Below are 26,903 nucleotides of genomic sequence, written 5' to 3'. Positions count from 1 at the left end.
TCAGCGGTGGGGATGGACCGTGCCGCGGGGCGGGGTCGTGAGCGTACGGAGATAGCTGTCGATCGCGCGGGCCGGGAGCGGCGACTGGCACTTGCGGTAGAGCCAGTGGTCCACCGAGTCGAGGACGGCGAGCCGCCCCTTCGGGAATTCCTGCGCCATGCGCCGCGCACCCGGCAGCGGGGTCGCCAGGTCGTGTCGGGCGTTCACCACCAGGACCGGCGGGAGGGTGCCCTTGGCCCGCGCCGGCTCCGGCTCGGGCGCGGCCGGCCATCCCTGGCAGCCGAGGATCATGTCCAGGGCCTGGGCGTTGTAGCGGGCGTGCGGAGCGGCGGACCGGGCGCTCTGCAGCAGCTCGCGGTAGTGGTCCCAGTCACGGAGGCGGAAGTCGTAGTCGCGGCACATCACGGTGCGCCAGCTGAGGTTCGGAGTGCTGTCGGTCCAGTAGACCTTGCCCCTGCCGCTGTTCAGGGCACCCAGCTGCTCGGCGGCGGGCTCGGGGTTCCACTTCCCCAGGTTGCCGCTGAGAAAGCCGGACAGCTGGTCGGCGGTGACCTTCTTCCGCGTGGGGCCGTGCTGTCCCGGTTCGAACAGCCTGCCCGCGTCGGCGCGCGCGAAGAGCCCATGGACGACGGCCTTCACGTCCTTGCCCTTCAGCGCACATGACGGGTTCTTCGCGCACCAGTCCGCGAGCTGCTGCACGGCGTCCTCGACGGCGGCGGAACCGTCCCCGAGGTAGCGCCCGGCGTCCGGCCGGGACGGGTCCATCGCGCTGTCGAGGGCCAGCGCCCGGAGCTTCTGCGGGAACAGCCGGGCGTACTGCCGGCCGATGAGGGTGCCGTAGGAGTGGCCGAGGAAGCTGATCTTCTTCTCGCCGAGGGCGGCGCGGATCGCGTCCATGTCGCGGGCGACGCTGACGCTGTCCATGTGGTCGGCGACCGGGCCGCTGCGCGTGCGGCAGCTGTCGGCGAGCTGTTTGTTGAGGGTGCGCATCCGCTGGAACTCGGCGGCGTTCTTCGGGCGGGTGGGGATCTTCCCGGCGAGCTTGTCGTCGCACCGGAGCGCTCCGCTACGGCCGATGCCGCGCGGGTCGAAGCCGATGATGTCGAAGCGGCTCCGGATGTTCTTGTCATAGCCCTCGGTCGGGCTGTCGGCGTAGTAGGCATCGTCCAGGCCGGGGGTGCCGGGGCCGCCCGGGTTCGAGAGCAGGACACCGAGGCGCTTCTTGGGGTCGGTGGCCTTCTGGCGGGCCACCGCGATCTTCATCGTCGGCCCGTCGGGCTTCGCCCAGTCGACCGGGACCGCCACGGTCCCGCACTGGGTCCGCTTGCTCGGGTCGGGGTAGGGCGGATCGGCCTTGGGGCAGTCGGACCACTGGATCGTCCGCACCGGGGCCGCACCGTCACCCGCCCCCGGACTCGCCCCCGCAGTCGACGGCACGAGCAGCGACCCGGCAAGCGCCACCACCCCCGCCGAAGCCGTGAGGGCCACACCCCTACGTCGCCGGGGCGACCAGACGTCCGAACTCTCGACCGGCCCGTCTCCGGGCCGGGAGAAGGAAGCTGAAGTGTTCATGCGGCACACCCTCACGCCCCCGCATGATGGCCCTTCCATGGCCGGGTGATGGCGACGTAACAGAGGCCCGGCGGCACCGGCCACCGGCAGGGACCGCCCCACCGCCTCCCCGCTCCCCCGTGCGCAGGTCTCGGCCCGCAGAACGGGTCACGGCCCGCGGAAGAGGTACGGCGAGGTCACCCGGCAGCGTGGGAAACGGCGGCAACCGCCCGCAGCAGCGCCTGCGCCCGAGGATCCGCCGTCACGTTCTTCTGCATCCCGTTCGTCACGTAGCCGAACGCGAGACCGGTCTCCGGGTCGGCGCAGGCGAGCGCGCCCCCGCGGCCGGGGTGTCCGAAGGAGCCGGGCGCCAGGAGCGGCGAGGCCGGTCCGTGGAGCATGAAGCCCAGTCCGAACCGGGTGCCGACGAGGAGGGTGCGGTCGAGGCCCGCGGACTCCTCGGTCCGGGCGAGGGTGAGGGTCGCGGGGGCGAAGAGCCGGGGCCGGCCGTCGACGGCCCCGATGAGCGCGGCGTAACAGCGGGCCAGCGAACGGGCGGTGGCGATGCCGGCGGAGGCGGGCAGTTCGGCGGCGCGGTATGCCGGGTCGTTCTCGTCGGGCGCCGGAGTGATCGCGGCGAAGGCGCGGCTGGTGAGCGAGTCCGGATCGGCGTAGGCGTCGGCGATGGACGGCTTCGGGCGTACCCGCAGGCCGGTCGCGGCGGGCGGGGCCGGTGCCCCGACGGCGGCCAGCCGTCCGACGCGGGACTGCGCCGCCTCGGGCAGGCCGATCCACAGATCGAGGCCGAGCGGCCCGGCTATCTCGTCGGCGATCCAGCTGCCGACGCTGCGGCCGGTGACCCGCAGCACCAGCTCTCCGATCAGCCAGCTGTAGGTCTGTGCGTGGTAACCGTGGCCGGTGCCGGGCTCCCAGAGGGGTGCCTGGGCGGCGAGTGCGGCAGGGCCGCTGACGCCGTCGATGGCCTGACCGGGGGTGAGCGGAGTGTCCAGGGCCGGCAGCCCGGCGCGGTGCGAGAGCAGATGGCGGACGAGGACGCGTTCCTTGCCGGCGGCCTTGAACTCGGGCCAGTACGTGCCGACCGGGGCATCGAGGTCGAGCTGTCCGCGCTGGTGCAGCAGCAGCGGAACGAGTGCGGCGATGCCCTTGGTCGCGGACCGGATCACCTGGGCCGTGCCGGCCTCCCAGGGCGCCGCGTCCGCCGCGCCGGCGTCCGCGTCCCCGTCCTTGGTGCCGCCCCACAGGTCGACGACCTTGCGGCCGTGCCGGTACACGGCGACCGCCGCGCCCCGCTCGCCGCGCCGGTCGAAGTTGGCCATGAAGGCGTCCCGGACCGGCTCGAAGCCGTCCTCGACCGTGCCCTGGACGTCCACCACTGATTCCTGCTTCCCACTCATCCGTCGCATTCGTGACCCATCCATGGTGCAACGCGCGGATCAGTGCTGATGACCAGGACCGCACCCCGTGGCGTTCGTCACACGGGTGCGTCGGGGCCCGTATCGCACCGGGGTCGGCTCAGCGGCGGGTCAACGGCGGGTCACCGTCGGCTCGGAGCGGGTCACCGTCGGCTCGGCGGCGGGTCACCGCGGGACGTCGACCGACCGCGGATCGAACCCGAAGGGCAGCTCCAGCCGGTGGGTGCGCATCAGTTCCTCGTCGCACAGCAGCTCCTGGGTGGTCCCGTCGGCCACGAGCACCCCGCCGGAGAGCACGACGGACCGCGGGCACAGCTCCAGGGCGTAGGGCAGGTCGTGCGTGACCATCAGGACGGTGACGTCCAACGACCGCAGGATGTCGGCGAGTTCACGGCGGGAGGCCGGGTCGAGGTTGGAGGACGGCTCGTCGAGGACCAGGATCTCCGGCCGCATCGCCAGCACGGTCGCGACGGCGACCCGGCGGCGCTGCCCGAAGGAGAGGTGGTGCGGCGGGCGGTCGGCGAAGTCCGCCATGCCGACCCGGGTGAGCGCCTCGGTGACCCGCTCCTCCAGTTCGGCGCCGCGCAGTCCCGAGGAGGCCGGACCGAAGGCGACGTCCTCGCGGACGGTGGGCATGAACAGCTGGTCGTCGGGGTCCTGGAAGACGATGCCGACCCGGCGGCGGATCTCCGCGAGGTTCTCCTTGGCGACCGGGAGGCCGGCGACCTCGACGGTGCCGGCGCCCGCTTCGAGGATGCCGTTGAGGTGCAGGACGAGGGTGGTCTTGCCGGCGCCGTTGGGCCCGAGCAGCGCGACCCGCTCGCCACGGCCGACGGTCAGGTCGACGCCGAAGAGCGCCTGGTGGCCGTCGGGGTAGGCGTAGGCGAGCCGGGTCACGGCGAGGGAGGGGGCGGGTGCGGTGGTGCTCAAAGGGTCCATCCCAGGAGGCAGACGGCGAGCGCGGCGAGGGGGAGGGCGGCCGCGCTGGTCCATTGTGCGCGGGTGGCGGTGGCCTCGCCGACCTGGGGCATGGTGCCGGTGTAGCCGCGGCTGACCATGGCGAGGTGGACCCGCTCACCGCGCTCGTAGGAGCGGATGAACAACGCGCCGGCGGACTTGGCGAGCACGCCCCAGTGGCGTACGCCGCGCGCCTCGAAGCCGCGGGAGAGCCGGGCGATCCGCATCCGCCGCATCTCGTCGGTGATCACATCGCCGTAGCGGATCATGAAGGAGGCGATCTGGACGAGCAGCGGCGGCATCCTCAGCCGTTGCAGGCCCAGGAGGAGTTCGCGCAGTTCGGTGGTGGAGGCGAGCAGCACGGACGCGGCGACGCCGAGCGTCCCCTTGGCGAGGATGTTCCAGGCGCCCCACAGCCCCGACTCGCTCAGGCTCATCCCGAGGACGGCGACGCGCGGCCCCTCGGCGACGAACGGCATCAGCAGGGCGAAGGCGACGAACGGCACCTCGATCAGCAGCCGCTTGAGCAGGAATCCCGCCGGAATCCGGGCGGCCCCGGCGGCGGCCGCGATCAGCAGCGCATAGAGCCCGAACGCCCAGGTGGCCTCCCGCGGGGTGGAGACGACGACGAGGACGAAGCAGAAGACCGCGGCGATCTTGCAGTGCGCCGGCAGGGCGTGGACCGGTGAATGCCCGTGCCGGTACAGCTTGTGCGCATGTCCGGCGCCCATCTCAGGCGCTCTCCGACGGGCGCCCGTTGTCGGCGCCGTTGCCCGCGCCCGGCTGCTCGCCGCCGCCGGCGTTCCTGCGGCGCCGCAGCACGACGAACACGCCCGTGCCCACGGCCAGCGTCGCGCCGACCCCGATGACACCGGCGAGGCCGCCGGCCAGGCGCGGGTTGGTGATGTCCTTGACGCTGTAGTCGGCGAGCGGGGAGTCCTTGGCGGCGTGGTCCTTGGCCTTCGCGTCGATGCCCTGGTCGTGGGCGACCTTCTCCAGGCCGTCCGGGCTGGCGGAGGCGTAGTAGCTGATGCCGCCCGCGCACACCAGGGCGGCGGCGAGCCCGGCCAGCCAGACCCGGCGGGCGGAGCGGCGCGGGGCCGCGGAGGCCGCGGCGGCGGGTGCGGCGGCCGGTACGGGAGCGGTGGCCGGGGCGGGAGCGGTGGCCGGGGCGGGCTCGTCGGCCGGCGCGGACTCGTCGGCCGGGGCGGCGAGCGGCGAGGTCCGCAGCTCCAGCGGCTTGGCCAGGCCCCGTGCGCCGTAGACCAGGTCGGGGCGTACGGCGATCACCGCGCCGACCGTCAGGGCGGTGATCGCCGCCTCGCCGATCCCGATCAGGACGTGGACGCCCACCATGGCGGTGAAGACCTTGCCGATCGGCACGTCCGCGGTCCCGCCGAGCGCATAGATGGCGGTGAAGGCCACCGCGGCGGCCGGCACCGACAGCAGCGCGGCGACGAACGAGGCCACGGTGACCGAGCGGCGCCGCCGCGGCAGCACCTTCACCAGCCCGCGGAACAGGGCGTAGGCGACCACGGTCGTCACGATCGCCATATCGGTGATGTTCACGCCCAGCGCGGTCAGCCCGCCGTCGGCGAACAGCACGCCCTGCATCAGCAGCACCACGGAGACACACAGCACACCGGTGTACGGGCCGACGAGTATCGCCGCCAGCGCACCGCCCAGCAGATGCCCGCTGGTGCCCGCCGCGACCGGGAAGTTCAGCATCTGCACGGCAAAGATGAACGCCGCGACCAGTCCGGCCAGCGGCGCCGTGCGCTCCGCGCCCGCGACACCGCCCGCGCCCGCACCCGCCAGCTCGCGCCGGGCGCCGCGCAGGCTGACCGCGACCGCGGCGGCGGCGACCACACCGGTCGCGGCCGACACCGGCGCATTGATGAATCCATCGGGTACGTGCATCTCAGGCTTCTCCGCTTCAGGCTCTGCAGTCCACCCATGGTGGTGCCTCCTGCAAATAACTTGCAAGAGCGCCCATGATGCGAAACGGCCGCGGCGACCGCAAAGCCGGGTCCCACCTGCACACCCTCCGCCCACCCTCTCCCAGGGGTGCGTACGTACGAATAAGTGGGGGCGCCCCGTACACGCGGGAGGGCCGCGTACCAGCGGGGGCGCCCCGTACCAGCGGGGGTCTCCGGTCTCCGTCAGACGCGCGCCGGTTCGCGTGCGGCGCTCGGGTCCGGCCCGTCGGCGGTGCCGGTGCCGGTGCCGCTGCCGCTGCCACTGCCGCCGAGCTGCGTACGCAGCCCCTCCCCTTCGACATCCACGTTCGGCAGGAGCTTCTGCAACCACCGCGGGAGCCACCAGGCGGAGCGGCCCAGCAGCGCAAGGACCGCGGGGACGAGGGCCATGCGGACGACGAAGGCGTCGAAGAAGACGGCGATGGCGAGGCCGAAGCCGATCATCTTGATCATCGAGTCGGAGGAGCCGATGAAGCCGGCGAAGACGCTGATCATGATGACCGCGGCGGCGGTGACCACCCGCGCGCCGTGCCGGAAGCCGGTGACCACGGCCTCGCCCGGCCGCTCACCGTGAACGAAGGCCTCGCGCATCCGCGTGACGAGGAAGACCTCGTAGTCCATCGCCAGGCCGAAGACCACGCCCACCATGAAGATCGGCATCATGCTCATGATCGGTCCGGTCTGCTCGACTCCGAACACGTCGGCCAGCCAGCCCCATTGGAAGACCGCGACGACCGCACCGAGCGCCGCCACCACCGAGAGCAGGAAGCCGAGCGCCGCCTTGAGCGGGACGAGCACCGAGCGGAAGACCACCATCAGCAGGAGGAAGGCCAGGCCGACGACCAGCGCCAGATAGGGCACCAGCGCGTCGTTCAGCTTCTGCGAGACATCGACATTCATCGCGGTGGTGCCGGTGACCAGGGTCTTCGCCCCGGTGTCCTCGGCGATACCGCTTGCCGTGGACCGGATGTCATGCACCAGGTCCTCGGTCCCGACGCTGCTGGGCTTCGACTCGGGGACGACGTTCAACATCGCGGTGTCGCCGGCCTTGTTGAAGGTGGGCGGGGTGACGACGGCGACGTCGTCCAGCTTGCCGACCTCCTTCGCGACCCGCATGGCGGCGGACTTGGTGGTCTGCCCGGCGTGCGCGTCCCGCCCGTCGACGACCAGCATCAGCGGGCCGTTGAAACCCGGGCCGAAGCCGTCCGACAGCAGGTCGTACGCCTTGCGCTGGGTGGTGTGGGTGGGCTGCGAGCCGTCGTCCGGCAGACCCAGCTCCAGCGAGGTCGCGGGGATCGCGACGACACCGAGGCCGATCACGCCCGCGAGAAGTACGGAGACCGGGCGGCGCAGCACGAAGCGCGCCCAGCGGGTACCCATGTTGGGCCGCTCGGTGGCAGCGGCGGACCGGCCGAGCTCCTCGCCGGCCGCCTTTCCCCGATCCGCGTCATCCGACCTATTCGCCTCAGACATCTCAGACGTATCAGACGCCTCAGACGTCGATGCCTTATCCGCCTTACGGGCCTTGCGGGGCAGCACCCGCGCCCCCGCGAAGCCCAGCAGCGCCGGGATGAGGGTGAGCGCGATCAGTACGGCGATGACGACGGTGCCGGCCGCTGCGAGGCCCATCTTCGTCAGCATCGGGATGTTGACGACGGTGAGGCCGACCAGCGCGATCACCACGGTCAGCCCCGCGAAGACGACCGCGGAGCCCGCGGTGCCCACCGCGCGTCCGGCGGCCTCCTCGCGCTCGCGGCCCTCGGTGATCTCGGCGCGGTAGCGGGAGACGATGAACAGGGCGTAGTCGATGCCGACGGCGAGGCCGATCATCGTGGCCAGCGTCGAGGTGGTGCTGGAGAGGTCGAGCGAGCTGCTCAGCGCGGTGATGGTGGAGACGCCGATGCCGACGCCGATCAGCGCGGTCAGCAGCGGCAGTCCGGCCGCGATCAGCGCACCGAAGGTGATGACGAGGACCACCGCGGAGATCGCGATGCCGATGACCTCGGTGGCGCCGGTCTCGGGGATGGCCTGCAGGGCGTTGCCGCCGGTCTCGACGGTCAGTCCGGCATCCCGGCCGTCCTTGGCCGCGTCCTCCAGGGCGTCCTTGGAGGCGTCGGTCAGTTCAAAACCGGTGACCTTGTAGGAGACCTGGGCGTAGGCGGTGCGGCCGTCCTTGCTGAGGGCCTTGGCGGCGTACGGGTCGGCGACCCGGTCGACCTGCGAGGAGCCCGACTGCAGGGCGTGGACGGTCCGTTCGACGGCCGCCTTGTTCGCCGGGTCCTTCATCGACTCGCCCTCGGGGGCTTTGAAGACCACCCGGGCGGTGGCGCCGTCGGCATTGGTGCCGGGGAAGCGCTGGTCGAGAAGGTCGAAGGCGCGCTGGGCCTCGGTGCCGGGGATCGAGAAGGAGTCGGCGGCGGGTGCGGCGGCGGTGGCGGCCCCGACGCCGGCAACTGCCAGCAGGGCCACCCATATCAGGGCGACGAAGCGGCGTCGCCGGAAGGCGAAGCGGCCGAGCTTATAGAGGAAAGTGGCCATGAGACCGGGTGCTCCCGTCGGATGAAGGGCGTACATGGACGTACAGGGGCGTGCGCCATCACCCCGGCGACGAGAGCGGCGTGCCGGGTACGAGGGCTGGAGTGAAGGGGAGTTGGGCGGGTGGGATCAGACGCCGAGGGCGGGGAAGACCACGGCGTCGAGGTAGGCGGAGAGGAACGCGGCATCAGCGGCGCGGTCCTCGATGAGCTGCTGGGCGATGAGGGCGCCGACGATCATGTGCGGCGCGAACTGGAGCGCGGGACAGTCGGCCGCGATCTCACCGCGGTCGATGGCGCGCTGCAGCATCGCGTTCAGTCCGGTCACCTCGGGGTCGAGGAGGACTTCCCGCAGGGCCTGGTGCAGCTCGGGGTTGCCGTGGATGGCCATCCCCAGCCCCCGCATCAGGGCCGCGTCCTTCTCGACCTGCCCCTCGTCGTCGGCCCGGCGCACCAGCTCGGCGAAGTCGCCGCGCAGGCTGCCGGTGTCGACGTCCGCGGTGCTGATCGGCTTGCAGTGCCGCAGCGCCCTGGCGACGAGCTCCGGCTTGCCCTGCCACTGGCGGTAGAGGGTGGCCTTGCTGGAGCGCGTACGGGCGGCGACGGCGTCCATGGTCAACGCGTCATAGCCGACCTCACGCAGCAGATCGAGCACCGAGTTGAAGAGCTCGGCCTCCCGCTCGGGAGTCAGCCGGCTGCGTCCCATGACACCTACCTCTGGTCGGACCGTCCACGCACGCGACCACCTTACCGACGGCAGCGAACGAAACGGTTTCGTACACCTCGAAGATAGGGCCACGCCCATCGAAACGGAAGCGTTTCGCTAGTGGCCTGCGTCACCGCGGCGGGTGTCGGTGTTTGATGAGCATCGCGGGGCAGGCTCACGCCACACTCGGACCGCCGACCGTGAGGGCGCTCGCCTTCGTGCGCAGCGCCCTCAAGTGGCCAACCGCATACTCGCGTTCGGCGCGGGAGCGTATGCGGCCGGATCCGGAGGGCATTTCACCTTCCTCGGGTGCGACGATGAGCACAAACCGCTCAACAGCATGACCGTGATCCACCTCGAACTCCTCGACCTGCCGGCCGCAAGACGAACCGGAGCTCACCCATGAACACGCCGTCAGTGATCGCCCAGCTCACGACCGCGGGCTGGTTCAAGAGCAGCTACAGCGCCGCCAACAACGAGTGCGTGGAAGTCGCATGGGCCGGGACGCGGGTAGCCGTTCGCGACTCCAAGGACCCGGGCGGGCCCGCGCTGGCGTTTCCGGCGGCGGCGTTCGCGGCGTTCGTCGACGGGGTGCGGCGCAGCGGCTGACCATGCCCCTGTGAGCCGGGCAGGCGGTCGCACCGGCGGTGCGTTCTCCGGCCGGCTTCGTGATCGGCGGAGAACGGTGAGTGGCGGGGAATCGCTCGCAGCGCGTTCACGGCCTCACAGCCCCGGCCGGTGGCGCCGGTCGCCCCCGGCCCCCGCCGCCCCTCCCCCGCCGCCCACCCACCAGGCCGACTTGCCGCCGCACCTCCGTCCCGGAACGATGGGTGGGTGAGCGATGCACCCGAGGACGTCGGGCCGCGCCCGGAGTCGGAACCCGCCAAGGCCCGCGGGCGGCTGCGCCGGGAGCCGCCCACCACGGGGCCGCCGGGGGCGTCCGGCGGCGCGTATCTGCGGTATCCGCATCTGCACGACGACCTGCTCTGCTGCGCCGCCGAGGACGATCTGTGGATCGCCCCGATCGCCCCGGAGGGCGAGGAGCCCGGCCGCGCCTGGCGGCTGACCGTGGACCGTACCCGCGTCGGCCACCCCCGTTTCTCCCCCGACGGAGCGCACATCGCCTTCACCACCTGGCGCAGCCTCGACCCGGAGGTCCATCTCGCGGCGGTCGACGGCGGCCCGGCCCGGCGGCTGACCTTCTGGGGCAGCACCGATGCCCGGGTCTGCGGGTGGACACCGCCCGACCACGAGGGCCAGGCGCACGTCCTCGCGGTCTCCTCGCACGGTCAGCCGTTCTCGTACTACTCGTGGGCCTACAGCGTGCCCACCGACGGCAGCCCCGGCGGCCAACTGCCCTGGGGCCCGGTCTCCGATATCGCGGTCGCCGACTTCGAAGGGGAACGCCGCACCCTGCTGCTGAGCGGCAAACCGCCGCACGAGCCCGCCTCCTGGAAGCGCTACCGGGGCGGCGCGATGGGGCGGATGTGGCTGCACGGCACCCGGCTGCTGCCGGATCTGTGCGGGCATCTCGACTCGGTGATGTTCGTCGGCGGCCGGGTCGCCTTCCTCTCCGACCACGAGGGCGTCGGCAACGTCTACTCCTGCCTTCCCGACAGCACCGATCTGCGCCGGCACACCGACCACGCCGACTTCTACGCCCGGCACGCCTCCAGCGACGGTTCACGGATCGTCTACCAGTGCGCCGGTGACCTCTGGCTGATCGACGACCTGGGACCGGACGCCGTACCGCGCAAGCTGGCCGTGCGGCTGGGCGGTCCGCGGGCCGGGCGGCGGACCTACCAGGTCCCGGCCGCCTCGCACGTCACCGGGCTCGCGGTGGACACCACCGGGCGGGCCAGTGCGGTCGGCGTACGCGGCAGCCTGTACTGGCTCACCCACCGCGACGGCCCGGCCCGCACGATTCACGACACCCCGGGGGTACGGGTCCGGCTCCCCGAAATGCTGGGCTCCACCGGCCGGATCGCCTACCTCACCGACGCCGAGGGCGAGGACGCGATCGAGATCACCAACCTGCCGCGGGCCGGCGCGCCGGGCGAACCGCGCCGGCTGGCCGCCGGTGAGCTGGGCCGGGTCCACGAGATGAGTTCCGCACCGGACGGGGAGCGGCTGGCGGTGGCCTCCCACGACGGCAGGCTGCTGCTGGTGGACGTATCCCGGCCCGAGGAGGGGGCGACCGAAGAGGAGGGGGCGGCCGAAGGCGAGGGGGCGAGCGAGGAGGACCGGTCCGCCGAGGAGGAGGCCGCGGGGCCCGCCGGCGTCACCGAGCTGATCCGCTCCCCCAACGGCCCGGTCCGCGATCTGGCGTTCTCCCCCGACTCGCGCTGGCTGACCTGGTCGCACCCCGGCATCGGCCGGACGCTGCGGCAGATCAAGATGGCCCGGCTCTCCGACCGGCACATCGTGGACGTCACCAACGGCCGGTTCGAGGACGAGCAGCCGGTGTTCACCCGCGACGGCCGCTATCTGGCGTTCCTGTCCTGGCGCGGCTTCGACCCGGTCTACGACGTGCACACCGGCGATCTGTCGTTCCCGCTGGGCTGCCGCCCGTATCTCGTACCGCTGTCGTCGGCGACCCCCTCCCCCTTCGCGCTGTCCCCGGAGGGCCGGCCGGCGGCGGGCGGTCTGGACCCGGACGAGATTCCGCCGCCGTCCGGCGAGGGGCCGGTGCTGGTGGAGGTGGAGGGGCTGGAGAACCGCGTCACCCCGTTCCCGGTGGCCGCGTCCAAGTACTCCTCCCTGGAGCCGGTCAGCGGCGGCGGGCTGGTCTGGCTGCGCTGGCCGATCTCCGGTGCGCTGGGCGAGACCTTCGCCAACCCGGCCGACACCTCGGGCCGGCCCACCCTCGAACACTTCGATCTGACCAAGGCGCGGCGCACCGAACTCACCAGCTCGCTGGACGGGTTCGCGCTCAGCGGCGACGGTACGCGGCTGGTCGTCAACGACGAGGGCGACCTGCGCGCGGTGCCCGCGACCGAGCCGCCGGACAGCGATTCGACGGTCTTCCTGGACCTGCGGCGCATCCTGCACGACGTCGATCCGGTGGCGGAGTGGCACCAGGCGTTCGACGAGGCGGGCCGGATCACCCGGACCTACTTCTGGGACCCGCAGATGTGCGGCCTCGACTGGGAGGCGGCGCTCGCGCAGTACCGGCCGCTGCTCGAACGGGTCGCCTCCCCCGACGAGTTCGCCGATCTGCTGCGCGAGGTGATGGGCGAACTGGGGACGTCGCACGCCTATGTCGTGGGCGCCCGGCGCAACGAGGGGCCGCCGCACTACCAGCGCGCGATGGGCCTGCTCGGCGCCAACCTCGTGTGCCGCGACGGCCATTGGGTGGTCACCCGGATCCTGCCCGGCGAGTCCTCGGACTCCAAGGCCCGCTCTCCGCTGGCCGGTACGGGCATCCGCGAGGGCGCGGCGCTCACCCATGTCGACGGCCGCGGGGTGGACCCGGTGACCGGCCCGTATCCGCTGCTGGCCGCGGCCGGCGGCACCACCGTGGAGCTCACCTTCTCCCCGCCGGAGGGCGAGGGCCCGCCCCGCCGGGTCGCGGTGGTCCCGCTGGTCGACGAACGGCCGCTGCGCTACCAGGACTGGGTGGCCAAACGCCGGGCGGTGGTGCGGGAGTTGAGCGACGGCCGGTGCGGCTATCTGCACATCCCCGACATGGGCGGCTCCGGCTGGGCGCAATTCAACCGCGATCTGCGGATGGAGGTCTCCCGGCCCGCGCTGATCGTGGACGTACGGGGCAACGCGGGCGGCAATATCTCCGAGCTGGTGATCGAGAAGCTGACCCGCACCATCATGGGCTGGGACCTGACCCGCGACGCCGAACCCGTCTCGTACACCAGCAATGCGCCGCGCGGCCCGGTGGTGGCGGTCGCCGACGAGATGACCTCGTCCGACGGCGACATGATCACCGCGGCCTTCAAGCTGCTGGGCATCGGCCCGGTGGTCGGCATGCGGACCTGGGGCGGGGTGGTCGGGATGACCGGCCGGCACCGGCTCGCCGACGGCACCGCGATCACCGTCCCGATGAATGCCGCGTGGTTCCGGCTCTACGGCTGGGGCGTGGAGAACCACGGCGTGGAGGTCGACATCGAGGCGCTGCGCTCCCCGCTGCACTGGGCCGAGGGCCGGCACCCACAGCTGGGAGTCGCGGTGCGCACGGTGCTGGAGCTGCTGGAGCGGCATCCGGCGTCGACTCCTCCGGACCTGTCGGATGCGCCGGACCGGCGGCGGCCGGCGTTGCCGCCTCGGAGCGGGGGCGCGGCGGAGGCGGCCGGGGCCTGAACCGGCTGCCGGACCGGCCGTTTGAGGCCCGGACCACCGGCGGGGCCGGGGCACGGCGGGACGGCCGGACGGCCAGACGGGGGGGCGGGGGGACGGCCTGACGGGGGGACGGCCTGACGGGGGGGGACGGCCAGACGGGGGGGGACGGCCAGACGGGGGGGGACAGCCAGACCGCCGGAAACTGCGCAACTCCGCGCACTCCACGGGCCACTGCGCCACCTGACGGTAGGTCAGACCGGCGTGCCCACAACGCCCGCCCCGCCTCCCCTCCCCTCTCCCCGGCGGGCTCACCGTCGCCTGCCCTGACCAGGCCGGCACCCCCTCCGACCTGCCCGGACATCCGGATCCCGGTCCGCGGCAGCGGATCGCGTCTCTGTCACGCTCCCATTACATGAGGGTCGTATTCTTCCCGGCCGGGGCACCTGCAGCAGCTGCACCCACCCCGCCAACGCACCCCCCACTCAACGGAGATACACCCATGGGAATCCGTCGACGGATCGTTTCACTGGCCGCCGCGCTGACCCTGACCGGCGGCCTGGTCGCCGCCGAAGCCGCACCCGCACTGGCCGCCCAGGCGGCGTCCGGGAAGACCACCGCAACGGCCGCGGCCGGCGGTACGTACCTCTACTTCAACAAGAACCAGCGCACCCCGGGCAAGTCGGCGCTCTCCTTGATGAAGAGCGTCCCCGGCGCCCGCGACACGGTGCTCGCCAAGTACCGTGCGGGCTCCGGCGACGGCGGCCCCAACGGCAAGAACGAGTGCGCCAGCTCGCAGGGCTGGCTGCCGAACGGCACCTACCGGGTACTGGCCCACGACGCGCACTACAACGGCGGGGACCAGGGGATCAACGGGAAGGTGATACACGTCCAGGACAAGGCGTGCGAGAACGGCCGGACCACGCGCGCCGAGCTGTTCGTGCACAGCGAGATGTGGCCCGAGGGCAGCCAGGCGGCCGCCCGGCCCGGCCAGGACAACCCCTACCGCTGGGACGGCCCCGATGACTACCGCTCGCTGGGCTGCATCAAGCTGAAGCCGGCCGACATCGGGAACCTCTTCGACAAGGCCGGGCGGTACGGCTGGCCGACGGAGCTCAAGGTCGTCAGCTGATCGCCGGCTGACAATGCGGTGGGGCGCACCCGGTCGACCGGGTGCGCCCCTTCACGCATGACGCGTACGCCGCCGCGCGTGAGGTTCAGGACGAGCCGTGTCAGCTCTGGAAGCGACCCTCGGCGGCGTCCATCGCGTCCTGGGCGGGGCGGCCGCCCTGCTGGCCACGCTCACGCGGCTGCTGGCCACGCTCCTGGCCACCCTGACGCTGGCCGCCACGCTCCTGGTCCTGGCGCTGACCGCCGTGCTCACGGTCCTGGCGCTGACCGCCGCGCTCGTTACCCTGCTCGCGAGCGTCGCTCCTGGCGTTCTGCGCCTGGTTCTTGAGCTCGTTGGCCTTGTCCTGGAACTGGTCCTTGATGCCCATGCTGTTCACTCCTAGTGGGGTGTAGGGGGGTTGGGCCCCGTTCAGCGTGACACGCCCGGACATTGCTCGCATTTCGATCACGGATGACTACTCTCCGTGATGCGCAAGGCCGCTCCACAGCCGCTCACCAGGCACTCCCCGGGCACTCGTCAGGCCCTCGTCAGGCCCTCACCAGCCGTTCAGGGGCAGGTCACGGGCCGCTCGCCGTCCCGGTTCACCGGTCCGCCCGCGCCTTCTCGTCCGCCTCACCGCCGGCACCCACCAGGCCGACCCGCATACCGTCCAGCCGGTCGCCGAACCGCCGTACCTCCCGCTGGCCCACCGACCCGATGAGCGCGGGCAGGTATCCGCGGAGCGACTGCATCCCGCGCAGCCACCACTGCCCGTAGACGTGCGCGGAACGGCGCTCGATGCCCGCGACGATCCGGTCGACGGCGGGGCCCAGCGGATAGGTCTTGTTCGACGGCCACGGCAGCCGGGAGCGCAGTTCGCGCATCACGTCGTCCTGGTCGGCGCCGCGCACCATATCGGTGTCGGTCCAGCTCAGATAGCCGACCCCGACCCGTACGCCCTTGTGGCCGACCTCGGCACGCAGGCTGTGCGCGAACGCCTCGACGCCCGACTTGGAGGCGCAGTAGGCGGTCATCATCGGCGCCGGGGTGATCGCGGCCAGCGAGGCGATCTGCAGGAAGTAGCCGCGGGATGCCATGAGGGCGGGGAGGAAGGCGCGGCCGGTGACCGCGCCGCCGATGAGGTTCACCTCGATGACCCGCCGCCAGGCGACCGGGTCGGAGTCGGCGAACGGGCCGCCGGTCGCCACCCCGGCGTTGGCCACGACCACATCGACCTTCCCGAAGCGGTCCTTGACCTCGCCCGCCACCCGGACCATCGCCTCGTGGTCGGTGACATCGGCGTGCCAGTGGTGCGCCGGACCGTGCAGCGAGGCCGCGACGCCCCGCAGTTCGTCCGGCTCCAGACCGACCAGCGCCAGCGTCGCCCCGCGCGCCGACAGCTTGCGGGCCAGCAGCGCACCGACCCCACGGGCCGCGCCGGTCACGACGACGACCTGGCCCTCCAGGCTCGTGGCCCTGCTCCTGCTCCTGCTCCCGCTCGCGCTCCCGTTCCCGCTCCTGCTCCCGCTCGCACTCATGCCGTCTTCTCCTTCTTCTGCCGCGTGGGGCGGGGGACTTCGGCGGCCGCGGCCTCCCCGGCCTCGGTGTCGGGGTCGGTACCGTGCCCGGGGTCGGTACCGTGCCCGGGGTCCGTACCGTGTCCGATCCCGGGACCGTGCCCGGCCCCGGCGCCGGTCCCCGTCGGCCGCAGCTGGTCCTTGACGAGTGCGCGCAGCCGGCCGGCGACCGCGCCGGGGTCCTCGATCGGCGTCATATGTCCCAGGCCCGGCAGCTCGGTCAGACCGAGGCAGTCGGGGAGCACGGACGCCAGCCGACGGGCGTGTACGAGCGGGGTGAGCCGGTCGGCGGTGCCCGCGATGACCGCGGTCGGCAGCTCCAGCCTGCTGACGCCACCGGTCAGTTCGAGTCCGGCCAGCACCTTGCCCCAGCGGGCCCGCACCCCGGGCGGGCAGGCGTGCACGATGCGCGCACAGGCCTCGATCTGCTCGGCGGTGGCGCCTGGGCCCATGGTGGCGTATTTCAGGGCGCGTTTGGCGAGCGGCGATACGGGGCCGAGCGGCGCCCGGGAGTGCAGCATCAGCCGGTGGGCACGGCGCCGGCCCTGTGGGCTGCGCAGCGGGAACACCCGCGATTCGGCGGGCAGATCGGCCATTCCGGTGCTGCACAGCAGTGCGGCGGCGGCCCGCTCGCGAAGTTGCGGCCGGCCGGCGGCGGCCATGATCGACATGCCGCCCATGGAGTGGCCGCCCACCACGGCGCGTTCGTCCGGCCGCAGGGTGGCTTCCAGTACGGCCACCAGGTCGTCGGCGAGCGCATGGGTGCTGTGGCCGGCCGGACCGGCGGCGGGGCTGCGGCCGTGACCGCGCTGGTCGTAGACGACGACCTTGCACTCGGCGGCCAGGTCGCGGACGACCGGCGCCCAGAAGGCGGTCGAGCAGGTCCAGCCGTGCGCCAGGACGACGGCCGGCGCGTCCTTTGGGCCGTGCACCTCGGCGTGGAGCCGGGCGCCGTCGGCCGAGGTGACGGTCAGCGTCGTACGGGGCACCGGCGGCGCGTACGGGCCGGTGGTGACGTATCCGGGCCGGCGGCTCATGCGGCCACCTCCGTGCGCGGGCCGGCGGCGGTCCGGTCCCCGGAGGCGGTGCGGCCCCCGGGCCGGCCGGCCGGTGGCCGCAGCACCTCGTACTCCGCGAGGTCGACCTGCCGGGTGACCTTCTTGAACTCCGCGGTCGTCCCCGGCCAGGCGGTGGTGTTGCGGCCGTTCGCGTCCAGATACCAGCTGTCGCACCCGCCGGTGTTCCACACCGTGCGCGCCATCCGCTGCTGGATCGTGTGGTTCCACTCGCTCACGGCGGACGGCCGGGCGTCGAGTGCGATCTTTCCGCCGAGGACGTCCAGCTGGCGCATGAAGTCGGCCAGGTAGTTCAGCTGCGCCTCGATCATCAGGATCATCGAGCTGTTCCCGAGGCCGGTGTTGGGCCCGATGAGGGTGAGGAAGTTGGGGAAGCCGGCCGCGCTGGCGCCGCGCAGCGCCTCCATGCCGCCCTTCCACTCCTCGGCCAGCGTCGTCCCGCGGGCGCCGGTCACCCGCTGGGCGATCGGCATGTCCGTCACATGGAACCCGGTGCCGAAGACGATCGCGTCGGCCTCCACCTCGCTCCCGTCGGCCCCCACCAGGGTGCTGCCGCGCACCTCCTTCAGCCCCGCGGCGACCACGTCCACATTGGGCTGCGTCAGGGCCGGGTAATACGTGTTGGAGAGCAGGATCCGCTTGCAGCCGATGCGGTAGTCCGGGGTCAGCGCGGCCCGCAGCACCGGATCCTTGACGGCCTTCTTCATATGGTTCCTGGCCAGGAACTCGATCAACCCCAGCTCGTTGGGGCGCTTGGTGAAGGCGCTGACCTGCAGCTCCCTGATGCCCCAGAGCAGCCCGCGGCGTGCGGCCCGGGTCGCCGGCACCTTGGTGTGCAGCCACTTCTCGGCCGCGCTGATCTTGCGGTCGGCGCGCGGCAGCACCCAGGGCGGAGTGCGCTGGAAGAGCGTGAGGCGCTCCACGTCCGGCTGGATCGCCGGCACGATCTGGATCGCCGAGGCCCCCGTACCGACCATGGCGACGCGCTTGCCCCGCAGGTCGTAGTCGTGGTCCCAGCGGGCGGAGTGCGAGACCTTGCCGGGGAAGGTGTCCAGCCCCGGTATGTCGGGGACCTTGGGGTCCGACAGCGGGCCGGTCGCCGAGACCACCACGTCCGCGGTCAGCGGTCCACCGGCCGTCTCCAGCTCCCAGCGCAGCGCCTCGGTGTCCCAACGCAGGCTGTGCACCTCCGAGTTGAGGCGGAGGTGGGGACGCAGTCCGAAGGTGTCGGTGACCCGCTCCAGGTACGCGCGGATGTGCGGCTGCCCGGAGAAGTTCCGCGGCCACTCCGGATGGGGCGCGAAGGAGAAGGAGTACAGATGCGAGGGCACATCGCAGGCGCATCCGGGATAGCTGTTGTCCCGCCAGGTGCCGCCCACCGCACCGGCCCGCTCCAGGACCACGAAGTCGGTGATCCCCTGGCGCCGCAGCCGGACCGCCGCGCCGAGACCACCGAACCCCGATCCGATCACCGCAACCCGCACATGCCTGCGCTCGCGCTCGGCCATTGCGCCGCCTCCCGAGTTCGACGTACTTCACTGCCATCTTCGGTGCCGTGAGGTCCGACGCCACAGCCGCCCACCCCATCGCGCCAGCAATCACTGGCACAGTTGGAGAGTAGGGCAGCTGCGTACCGAGCGGTAGGGGGCGGGCGGCAGGAAGTTACCGCCGGTTGCGCCCCGGTCCCGCGCCGTACCCCCGGGCATAGGCTGAGCCCGTGGCAGCGAACGAGAACCCCCAGGACGCGCGCACGGAGGCGGCAGCACACCCCCCGGCGCGCGAATTGCGCATGGCCGACCTGGCCGGGGAAGCCGGCATCACGGTCCGTACGCTGCGCTTCTACCGCGAGCGCAAGCTCATCCCGCCGCCGCGCCGCGAGGGCCGGATCGCCTGGTACAACGAGCACCACCTCGCCCGCCTGCGCACCATCGGCGCCCTCCTGGAGCGCGGCCACACCCTCGGCGGCATCGCCGAACTCCTCTCGGCCTTCGACACCGGCCGCGACGTGGGCGAACTGCTGGGCCTGGAGAACCCCCTGGTGGCGCCCTGGTCGGAGGAGACGCCCGTCCGCCTCACCCCCGAGGAACTCGCCGACCACTTCAGCGAGGACATCACCGCCGAGAACCTCACCACGTCCCTGGACATCGGCTACCTCGCCGTCGACGGCGACGAGTTCGTCCACATCAGCCGCCGCCTGCTGGACGCCTCCACCGAACTCGTGGGCCGGGGCATCCCGTTGACCGCCGTGCTCGAAGCCGGCCGCCAGGTGCGCGCCCACGCCGACGCCCTCGCCGGCATCTTCGCCGCCCTCATCCGCACCCATGTCCTCTCCGACGTCCTCTCCCGCACCTCGGCGGGCGAGCCCCCCGGCCCCCACGAGGTCGACCGCATCGCCGAGACCGTCGAAAAGCTCCGCCCGCTCACCAAGGGCGTGGTCGAGGCCGAACTCTCCATGGCCGTGGACCGCCGCGTCCGGGCGGAGCTGGCGACGTGGCTGCGGGAACAGGGGCAGGACGGGGAACAAGGGAACAGGCAGAGCCAGGACGGGGAATGAGCACGCTCCGCCGGGCGGTCGCGGCTCATCCGGACCGCAGCCGGGACCCGGCGCCGCGGCTCATCCCGGCCACCACCGGACCCCGGCCACCGCGGCTCATCCGGACCGCCACCGGGCCCCGGCCGAGTGGTCGGACAGGCGCCGCAGGGCGAGGTCCCGGTCGGCCGGTGCCTCCTCGGACGCGACGAGCTTCCCGGCGTAGATGCGCACCAGCTCGGTCCGCGCGAAGTGGCCCCCGGCCTGCTCTTCGAGAAGGTGCGCCTCACACAGCTCGGCGAGCTGACGACGGGTGCGCTCCAGATCGTGTCCGGCCAGCGCGGCGGCGGCATGGACCTCCACGTCCGGTCCCGGTACGAGCCCGAGGAGCCGGAACAGCCGGGCGGCACCGCTCGACAGCGCGCGGTAGCTGAGGGAGAGACCGGCCTCCATGGACAGGCCGGGATCGGCTGCGGACAGCTCGCACAGCCGGTGCCGCTCGTCGGCCAGCTTCTTCGTCCAGTCCGCCAGGGACCAGCCGACGTGCGCCATCAGCCGTGCGGCGGCGATCCGCAGCGCCAGCGGCAGCCGGTCGCACCGCTCGACGAGTTCCCGGGCGGCGGCTCCCTCCGCCGCGATGCGCTGTCGCCCCAGCGCGGTGCCCAGCATTTCCAGGGCGTCGTCCGCGGGCAACGGCCCCACCGTGACCAGCGCCGCCCCGTCGCAGATCATCAGTCCGCTCAGCCGCCTCCGGCTGGTCACCACCACCAGAGTGCCCGGCGTCGCGGGCAGGAGGGGACGCACCTGCTCGGCCGTCCCGGCGTTGTCCAGCACGACCAGCATCCGCCGCCCGGCGAGCAGCGAACGATAGAGCGCCGAGCGCTCCGGCACGGCGTCGGGGATCTTCGCGTCCGGCACCCCCAACGCCCGCAGGAACATCCCCAGAACGGTGCCAGGCCGCATCGGGGGACGCTCGAACCCCCGGAGGTTGACGAAGAGCTGCCCGTCGGGGAACTCGGGTTTGAGCCGGTGCGCCCAGTGCACCGCCAGCGTGGTCTTGCCGGCCCCACACCCGCCCGCGAGCACCACACAGCCCGCTCGCGGCACCCGGTCCAGGTGCCGTTCCAGCGCGACGATCTCCCGCACGCGGCCACAGAAGTCCAGCACGCGGGGCGGGAGTTGGGCTATGGCGGGCGGTGGGGTCGGCGGGCGGTCGGAGGCGTACGGCCGGTCGGGACCGGGACCGGCCGGCGGGGGACCGGAGAGGTGCGAGACGGCCGCCGGCCTCCCGCCGAGCACCGCCAGATATGCCTCGCTGAGGGCCGGGCCGGGGTCGATGCCCAGCTGCCCCTTCAGATACCGCCGGGTCCGGTGGTAGTGATCGAGGGCTTCGGCCTGTCTGCCGCTCGCCTGCAGCGCGCGCATCAGCAGCGCGGTCAGCTCCTCGTGAGAGGGATGCTCCGCGAGCCAGGCCGTCAACTCCGTGACCACTTCCCCGTAACGGCCGAGCAGCAGCAGCTTCGATCCGAGCTCCTGCAGCGCCGCCACCCTCGCCTGGGTCAGGCCGACACCCAGCGTCCGCCGTACCCGGTCGCCCGGCACATCCGCCAGCGCCTCGCCCCGCCACAGACCGAGCGCCTGGCGCAGCTTCGCGACCGCGGTCCACGGCTCGACCTCACGGGCAACGGACACCAGCTCCTGGAACCGGTGGGCATCCACCGCGCACGGATCGGCGATCAGTACATACCCCTGGCCGCGGGTGGCGACTTCGGCCTGACCGGCCAGCAACTGCCGTAGGCGGTGCACGTGGTTGTGGACCACACCTCTCGCCCTGGCCGGCGGATCCGCGTCCCACGCCAGGTCGATCAGCCTGCCCACCGGGATCGCGCGATTGACCTCGCTGATCAGAATCGCGGCCACGGTGCGCAGTCGGCCCGCCCCCAAGCCCAGCAGCCGCCCATTGTTCACTTCGATTTCCACTGGCCCTAGTAGCCGGAACTGAACCATTGTGCCCTCAAGCTCATTTCACCGATGCGCGCACAGCAAATCGCCCTTTTGCCAGCAAAGACCCCCGGGGGGAACACCGGGTTCCGGTTCCCTCACCCGCTCTCACTATGTGGACACCGCCCGTGAATTGACGGAATGTCAGCAGTGCCTGCGGACGCCGTGATCACGACGTGAGCGGTTCATGAGCGGGGCCCTGAAGCATCCTTCCTGCGCCGGTCGCAGCGGCGCCCCCCTAACCGCTGCCCGTGCCTGCCCTCCGGTCCCCGATCACCACATCGGGGACCGGAGAGGACTGCGCATCCGTACCTATCGAGGAGAACCATGTTCACCAAGAACGTTGTGAAGAAGGGCCTTGCGGCGGCAGCGCTGTGCGCAGCTCTGGGCAGCACGGCCGTCGCCTTCCCGGCGACGGCCTCGGCGGCTACGCCCGCGCCTGCGCCCGCGCCCGCGGCGCCCGCTGCCGCTGCCGGCGGTGGCGGTTCCGTGAACGCGAACCTGAACGTCAACTTCGACGTTCTCGGCATCATGAAGCAGATCGGGGAGTGGATCAAGACCGCGCAGAACCGCCCCGGCTTCGTCAACGACCTCAAGGAGAAGACGTTCTTCGCGGCCGGCCAGAAGTACAACGTGGTCGTCCACAACCTCAACGTGCCGCACAACCCCAATGCCCTTGAGGGAGTAAAGGCGTACGCGTCGGCTGACTACGACGGCGGCCGGTACGGGATCTGGGTCTTCGAGAAGGGCGTGTTCAAGAACCTGGGCGACCTCAGCAACGACACCTGGGCGTTCCGGGGCAACCTTGCCGGGCGCAGCAGCAACGACGGCAAGTGGGGCGGCGACCTGGCGTTCAACCCGATCGGCCAGAGCTCCCCGACCCTTCCCCCCGGCGCGGAAAACCCGGCCGGGTAATCGGCCGGGCCTCACCCTCCACGACGGCCGGCCGGTGCATCCGGCGGGCCGTCGTGATGTCCGGGCCGGACATCGGGGGCGAACGGTCCGGACCGCCCGCCTACCGCTCGAACACGACCGTCACCGGCGCATGATCGGACCACCGCTGGTCATAGGCGGCCGCCCGCTCCACGTACGCCTTCACCGCGCGCTGCGCCAGACCGGGGGTGGCCATGGCGTAGTCGATGCGCCACCCCGCGTCGTTGTCGAAGGCGCGGCCCCGGTAGGACCACCACGAGTACGGGCCCTCGGTGTCCGGGTGCAGGCCGCGGACGACGTCCACATAGCCGCCGCGTGCCGCGTCGAGGACATCGGTCAGCCAGGCGCGCTCCTCCGGGAGGAAGCCGGACTTCTTCTGGTTGGCCTTCCAGTTCTTCAGGTCGGCCTCCTGGTGGGCGATGTTCCAGTCACCGCACACCACCACCTCCCGGCCGTCCGCCGCGGCCCGCTTGCGCAGGTCGACGAGGTAGGGCAGGAACTCCGCCAGGAAGCGTTCCTTCTCGTCCTGCCGCTCCGTGCCGACCTCGCCGGAGGGCAGGTAGAGGCTGGCGACGGTCACGCCGGGCAGGTCCGCCTCGACATACCGCCCGCTGTCGTCGAATTCCGCCGATCCGAAGCCCACCCGGACCCGCTCCGGCTCCCGCCGGGTGTAGAGCGAGACCCCGGCCCGGCCCTTGGCCGCCGCGGGGGCGTGCACGGTGTGCCACCCCGCGGGGTCCCGCACCTCCTCCGGGAGCTGAGCGGTCTCGGCCCGCACCTCCTGCAGGCAGAGCACATCGGCCTCGGTCTCCGCCAGCCACGGCACGAAGCCCTTCTTGGCCGCGGCGCGCAGCCCGTTCACATTCACGGTGGTCACGGTGAGCACAACATGCTCCTTGGTTTCGCAAGCGGGCGGAGGCTGCCCCACACGCTGACGGGGGTCACGGTGAGCATCCCGGCACGATACCCATCCCCGGACCTCATCGCGCCGGGCGCCCGCTCACCCGTACGATTTCTGGAATGGAGATACGCCCCGTCCGCTATGACCACCCCGACGCGGTCACCCTCGACGCACTGGTGCAGCAGGAGTACGTCCAGCGCTATGGCGACGGCGATATGACGCCGCTGGACCCGGGGATGTTCACCCCTCCTCACGGTACGTATCTGATCGCCTACGACGGTGCCCGTCCGCTGGCCAGCGGCGGCTGGCGGCGACAGGAGGACGCGGCGGAGGGGTACGCGGCCGGCGACGCCGAGATCAAGCGGATGTTCGTGGTGGCCGAGGCACGCGGGCGGGGGCTGGCCCGGCGGATCCTGGCCGCCCTGGAAGCGGATGCCCGGGCCGCGGGGTGCTCCCGCATGGTGCTGGAGACCGGCATCAAGCAGCCCGAGGCGCTGGAGCTGTACGCCTCCAGCGGATATGCGCCGGTCGAGAAGTTCGGGCTGTACCGCACCTACGACGACAGCCGCTGCATGGCGAAGTCGCTGGTCGCGGCCGACTGAGGGGGCCTTCGGCGCCACTGGGCCCCCGCCGCGGCCGCCGCCTCCCCCACCGCTCCGGCCACCCTTTCTTGACACGCCTCCCGGCCGCTCCCCATACTCATTCCACTAATCAACTAGCTAAAGGGGGGATCCGGGTGAGCGACCCGAGCCCATGGGCCATCGAGGCCGAAGGACTGGGGAAGAAGTACCGTCGCGGCTGGGCGCTGCGGGACTGCTCCTTCCGGCTCCCCGCCGGCCACATCTGCGCACTCGTCGGACCCAACGGCGCGGGCAAGAGCACGTTCCTGGGCACCGCGACCCGGCTGCTGCAGCCGACCACCGGGACCCTGAAGCTGTTCGGCGTCCCGGTCTCCGACCCCGCCGTCCTGCAGCGGGTCGCCTTCCTCGCACAGGACAAGCCCCTCTACCCGCGCTTCACCGTGGCCGAGACCCTGCGCCTGGGCCGTGAGCTGAACCCGTGCTGGGACCAGGCACTGGCCGAGCGGATCGTACGCTCCGGGAAGGTGCCGCTCAGCGCCCGTATCGGCACCCTCTCCGGCGGCCAGCGCACCCGCGTCGCCTTCGCCCTCGCCTTCGGCAAGCGGCCCGAGCTGCTGCTGCTCGACGAGCCGATGTCCGACCTCGACCCGCTCGCCCGGCACGAGCTGTCGGGGCTGCTGATGGCCGAGGCCGCCGAGCACGGCACCACGGTCCTGATGTCGTCCCACATGCTCGCCGAGATGGAGGTCATGTGTGACTACCTCCTGGTGCTCGCCGAGGGCCGGCTGCGGATGGCCGGCCAGACCGAGGAGCTGGTGCCCGCGCACCAGCTGGTGACGGGCGTGGCCGGTGACGACGGCGGGGTGCCCGAGGAGCTGCGACGGCAGCACACCGTGGTCGAATCCCGGGTCACCGGGCGGCAGTTCAGCGCCCTGGTGCGGCCGCACGGCCCGCTCTCCGACAGCTGGGATTCGCTGACACCGAGCCTGGAGGAGGTCCTGCTGGCCTACCTGCGCTCGCCCGAGGCCCCCACCCTGATCGCGGACGAAGCCCGGGTCGACGGCCCCCGGGCGGCCGCCGCATGACGCGGACCCGCACCGCCGGCGCACCGGCCAAGACGGCGGCGGACGGCGGCCCCGCCCCGGCGGCCGCCGTCCGCCGCGGCCTGCTGCACGGCCTGCCCTGGCTGGTCTGGCACCGGCACCGCGCACTGCTGCGCGCCGCCCTGCTGATCACCGTCGCGGGCTGTGCCACCTTCGCCTACCAGCGCATCGGCCTGATGGACTTCCTGCACGCCAACGGCGCCTCGGCACCGGCCGGAGGGCGGGTGGCCACGGATTTCCAGAACAGCTTCGGCTCGATGTTCAAGAACGACATCCAGTTCCTGGAGCTGCTGCCGGTGCTCGCCGGGGTCTTCCTCGGCGCGCCGCTGATCGCGGGCGAGCAGGAGCGCGGCACCATCAAGCTGGTCACCACCCAGTCCGCGAGCCGCGGCCGCTGGATCGCCGCCACGCTCGGCCTGCCGCTGGCCCTCGTCGTGGTGTGCACCGCCCTGCTGTCGGCCGCCTTCACCTGGCTGTGGTCACCGGCCCACGCACTGGTCTCCGACGGCGACTGGATGGAGAGCGGCGCCTTCGACACCACCGGACCGGTCCTGGTCGCCAAGACCCTGTTCCTGGCCGCCTGCGGCATCGCCCTCGGCATGCTGGTCAGGCGGGTGACGGCGGCGATGGCGGCCACCGCCGTCCTCGCCGCCGTCACCGCCGTGGTCTGGGGCGAAAAGGTGCGCCCCGCCCTCGGCACACTGCGCAGCGTCAGCTACCCGTACGGCGGCGACGGCCCCCGGCTGCCGGCCGCCTCCGTACGGATCGACGACTGGGTATCCACCGCGGACGGCAAGCTCTACGGCATTGGCACCTGCATCCACAGCGACGCCGAGGCCTGCCGGGCCAAGCTGGGGATCGTCAACCGGGTGACCCAGTACTTCGACTACGGGCAGCTGGCGGGGATGCAGTGGCTGGGCGCGGGGATTCTGCTGGCGCTGGCAGCCGTGGTCCTCGCGGGCGCCGTGTGGCGGGCACACCGGCGGCCGCTCTGAACGGCGCGGGGCGCGACGGACGGTGCGGGCGGCGGCCCGCCGGTTCCGCGCGTACGGGGAACACCCCGGGCGGCGCTTTGACACCCGGCACGACCGGCCCGATCATCAAGCGGTCGGGCAGCACGGTCCCGACGGCCCGCAGCACGGTCCCGACGGCCCACAGGGCGGCACCTGCGGCCCGCGGGGTGGCAACCGCGGCCCGCAGGTCGGCACCGACGGAAGTAGCAGAGAGGTGGTGAGCGTCGTCGAGTTCCGCATCGACCGCCGCAGCGGCGTCGCCACCTACCTCCAGATCGTCCAACAGGTCCAGCAGGCACTGCGGTTGGGCATCCTGGTGGAGGGCGACCGGCTGCCGACCGCCGCGCAGGTCGCCGCCACGACCAAGGTCAACCCCAACACGACCCTCAAGGCGTATCGCGAACTGGAACGCGAGGGCCTGGTCGAACCCCGTCCCGGCCTCGGTACCTTCGTCAGCCGTACGCTCGCCCGCCCGGAGTCCGCAGCGGACGCCCTGCTGCGCGAGGAGCTCCGCTCCTGGGTGGACCGGGCCCGCACGGAGGGGCTGGACCGGGAGGACGTCCAGGCGCTGATGAACTCGGTGCTGCAGGACCGGTATCCGGACGGCTGAGCCGGACGGACCGGGCG

The 26,903-nt window shown here is 72.4% G+C and carries 22 protein-coding genes; 10 read left to right on the top strand and 12 right to left on the bottom strand.

All coding sequences use genetic code 11. The features are described 5' to 3' along the window. The 7 genes from ACF088_RS36355 to ACF088_RS36325 all read right to left on the bottom strand — a co-directional run bounded on the left by ACF088_RS36355 (nt 1) and on the right by ACF088_RS36325 (nt 9,160). A complete protein-coding gene (locus ACF088_RS36355) occupies nt 1-1,572 on the bottom strand; it encodes an alpha/beta hydrolase (protein WP_392380192.1) in 1,572 nt (523 codons plus the stop codon). Between the two features lie 176 nt (nt 1,573-1,748). After that, the gene (locus ACF088_RS36350; RefSeq protein ID WP_392380262.1) at nt 1,749-2,945 is read right to left on the bottom strand and encodes a serine hydrolase domain-containing protein; all 1,197 of its coding nucleotides are present in this window, start codon (nt 2,943-2,945) and stop codon (nt 1,749-1,751) included. A 204-nt stretch (nt 2,946-3,149) separates the two neighbouring features. Then, complete coding sequence (locus ACF088_RS36345; RefSeq protein ID WP_392380191.1) at nt 3,150-3,923, bottom strand: energy-coupling factor ABC transporter ATP-binding protein; 774 nt, start codon at nt 3,921-3,923, stop codon at nt 3,150-3,152. Then, a complete protein-coding gene (cbiQ, locus tag ACF088_RS36340) occupies nt 3,911-4,672 on the bottom strand; it encodes a cobalt ECF transporter T component CbiQ (protein WP_392380190.1) in 762 nt (253 codons plus the stop codon). The genes ACF088_RS36345 and cbiQ overlap by 13 nt, the downstream gene beginning before the upstream one ends. 1 nt (nt 4,673) lies before the next feature. Further along, a complete protein-coding gene (locus ACF088_RS36335; RefSeq protein WP_392380189.1) occupies nt 4,674-5,861 on the bottom strand; it encodes an energy-coupling factor ABC transporter permease in 1,188 nt (395 codons plus the stop codon). Nucleotides 5,862-6,103: 242 nt separating this feature from the next. Beyond that, on the bottom strand, nt 6,104-8,458 hold the full coding sequence (locus ACF088_RS36330) for an MMPL family transporter (RefSeq protein WP_392380188.1): 2,355 nt from the start codon (nt 8,456-8,458) through the stop codon (nt 6,104-6,106). A gap of 126 nt (nt 8,459-8,584) precedes the next feature. Continuing rightward, nucleotides 8,585-9,160, bottom strand: a complete 576-nt coding sequence (locus ACF088_RS36325) for a TetR/AcrR family transcriptional regulator (RefSeq protein ID WP_392380187.1) — start codon at nt 9,158-9,160, stop codon at nt 8,585-8,587. Nucleotides 9,161-9,562: 402 nt separating this feature from the next. Here ACF088_RS36325 and ACF088_RS36320 point away from each other — a divergent pair, with 402 nt between their 5' ends. The 4 genes from ACF088_RS36320 to ACF088_RS36305 all read left to right on the top strand — a co-directional run bounded on the left by ACF088_RS36320 (nt 9,563) and on the right by ACF088_RS36305 (nt 14,964). Further along, nucleotides 9,563-9,769, top strand: a complete 207-nt coding sequence (locus tag ACF088_RS36320) for a DUF397 domain-containing protein (protein ID WP_392380186.1) — start codon at nt 9,563-9,565, stop codon at nt 9,767-9,769. Between the two features lie 291 nt (nt 9,770-10,060). Then, a complete protein-coding gene (locus tag ACF088_RS36315) occupies nt 10,061-13,474 on the top strand; it encodes a S41 family peptidase (protein WP_392380261.1) in 3,414 nt (1,137 codons plus the stop codon). A 478-nt stretch (nt 13,475-13,952) separates the two neighbouring features. Next, nucleotides 13,953-14,582 (top strand): hypothetical protein, encoded by a 630-nt coding sequence (locus tag ACF088_RS36310; RefSeq protein ID WP_392380185.1) that lies wholly within the window; start codon nt 13,953-13,955, stop codon nt 14,580-14,582. Nucleotides 14,583-14,679: 97 nt separating this feature from the next. Further along, the gene (locus ACF088_RS36305) at nt 14,680-14,964 is read left to right on the top strand and encodes a hypothetical protein (protein ID WP_392380184.1); all 285 of its coding nucleotides are present in this window, start codon (nt 14,680-14,682) and stop codon (nt 14,962-14,964) included. Nucleotides 14,965-15,163: 199 nt separating this feature from the next. Here the strand turns inward: ACF088_RS36305 and ACF088_RS36300 are convergent, their stop codons facing one another. The 3 genes from ACF088_RS36300 to ACF088_RS36290 are packed head-to-tail and all read right to left on the bottom strand — an operon-like array spanning nt 15,164 to nt 18,722. Beyond that, nucleotides 15,164-16,099, bottom strand: a complete 936-nt coding sequence (locus ACF088_RS36300) for an SDR family oxidoreductase (protein ID WP_392380183.1) — start codon at nt 16,097-16,099, stop codon at nt 15,164-15,166. Then, nucleotides 16,096-17,175, bottom strand: a complete 1,080-nt coding sequence (locus ACF088_RS36295) for an alpha/beta fold hydrolase (RefSeq protein WP_392380182.1) — start codon at nt 17,173-17,175, stop codon at nt 16,096-16,098. Before ACF088_RS36295 ends, ACF088_RS36300 begins: the two co-directional genes overlap by 4 nt. After that, nucleotides 17,172-18,722, bottom strand: a complete 1,551-nt coding sequence (locus tag ACF088_RS36290; protein WP_392380181.1) for a flavin-containing monooxygenase — start codon at nt 18,720-18,722, stop codon at nt 17,172-17,174. Before ACF088_RS36290 ends, ACF088_RS36295 begins: the two co-directional genes overlap by 4 nt. A gap of 209 nt (nt 18,723-18,931) precedes the next feature. Between ACF088_RS36290 and ACF088_RS36285 the strand changes: the two genes are divergently transcribed. Further along, a complete protein-coding gene (locus ACF088_RS36285) occupies nt 18,932-19,768 on the top strand; it encodes a MerR family transcriptional regulator (protein ID WP_392380180.1) in 837 nt (278 codons plus the stop codon). A 96-nt stretch (nt 19,769-19,864) separates the two neighbouring features. On the opposite strand, the gene ACF088_RS36280 is transcribed toward ACF088_RS36285, so the two are convergent. Next, the gene (locus tag ACF088_RS36280; protein WP_392380179.1) at nt 19,865-21,724 is read right to left on the bottom strand and encodes a BTAD domain-containing putative transcriptional regulator; all 1,860 of its coding nucleotides are present in this window, start codon (nt 21,722-21,724) and stop codon (nt 19,865-19,867) included. Between the two features lie 348 nt (nt 21,725-22,072). Between ACF088_RS36280 and ACF088_RS36275 the strand changes: the two genes are divergently transcribed. Continuing rightward, complete coding sequence (locus tag ACF088_RS36275) at nt 22,073-22,660, top strand: stress protein (RefSeq protein WP_392380178.1); 588 nt, start codon at nt 22,073-22,075, stop codon at nt 22,658-22,660. Nucleotides 22,661-22,760: 100 nt separating this feature from the next. Here the strand turns inward: ACF088_RS36275 and ACF088_RS36270 are convergent, their stop codons facing one another. Continuing rightward, a complete protein-coding gene (locus tag ACF088_RS36270; protein ID WP_392380177.1) occupies nt 22,761-23,564 on the bottom strand; it encodes an exodeoxyribonuclease III in 804 nt (267 codons plus the stop codon). Between the two features lie 134 nt (nt 23,565-23,698). Between ACF088_RS36270 and ACF088_RS36265 the strand changes: the two genes are divergently transcribed. From ACF088_RS36265 to ACF088_RS36250, 4 genes are all read left to right on the top strand, one after another. Next, nucleotides 23,699-24,181 carry a GNAT family N-acetyltransferase gene (locus ACF088_RS36265; RefSeq protein WP_392380176.1) on the top strand — a complete coding sequence of 161 codons (483 nt, stop codon included), beginning with the start codon at nt 23,699-23,701 and terminating at the stop codon, nt 24,179-24,181. Nucleotides 24,182-24,315: 134 nt separating this feature from the next. Next, nucleotides 24,316-25,245: an ABC transporter ATP-binding protein gene (locus ACF088_RS36260; protein WP_392380175.1), complete on the top strand. Its 930-nt coding sequence runs from the start codon at nt 24,316-24,318 to the stop codon at nt 25,243-25,245. Next, nucleotides 25,242-26,258 (top strand): ABC transporter permease subunit, encoded by a 1,017-nt coding sequence (locus tag ACF088_RS36255; RefSeq protein ID WP_392380174.1) that lies wholly within the window; start codon nt 25,242-25,244, stop codon nt 26,256-26,258. Before ACF088_RS36260 ends, ACF088_RS36255 begins: the two co-directional genes overlap by 4 nt. Before the next feature lie 232 nt (nt 26,259-26,490). After that, on the top strand, nt 26,491-26,886 hold the full coding sequence (locus tag ACF088_RS36250) for a GntR family transcriptional regulator (RefSeq protein WP_392380173.1): 396 nt from the start codon (nt 26,491-26,493) through the stop codon (nt 26,884-26,886). Nucleotides 26,887-26,903: the final 17 nt, after the last annotated feature.

Source organism: Streptomyces sp. NPDC015125, from assembly GCF_043080045.1.
Lineage (GTDB): Bacteria > Actinomycetota > Actinomycetes > Streptomycetales > Streptomycetaceae > Streptomyces.
The sequence above is the reverse complement of the archived record's forward strand: the minus strand, read 5'-3'. Positions and strand labels throughout refer to the sequence as shown.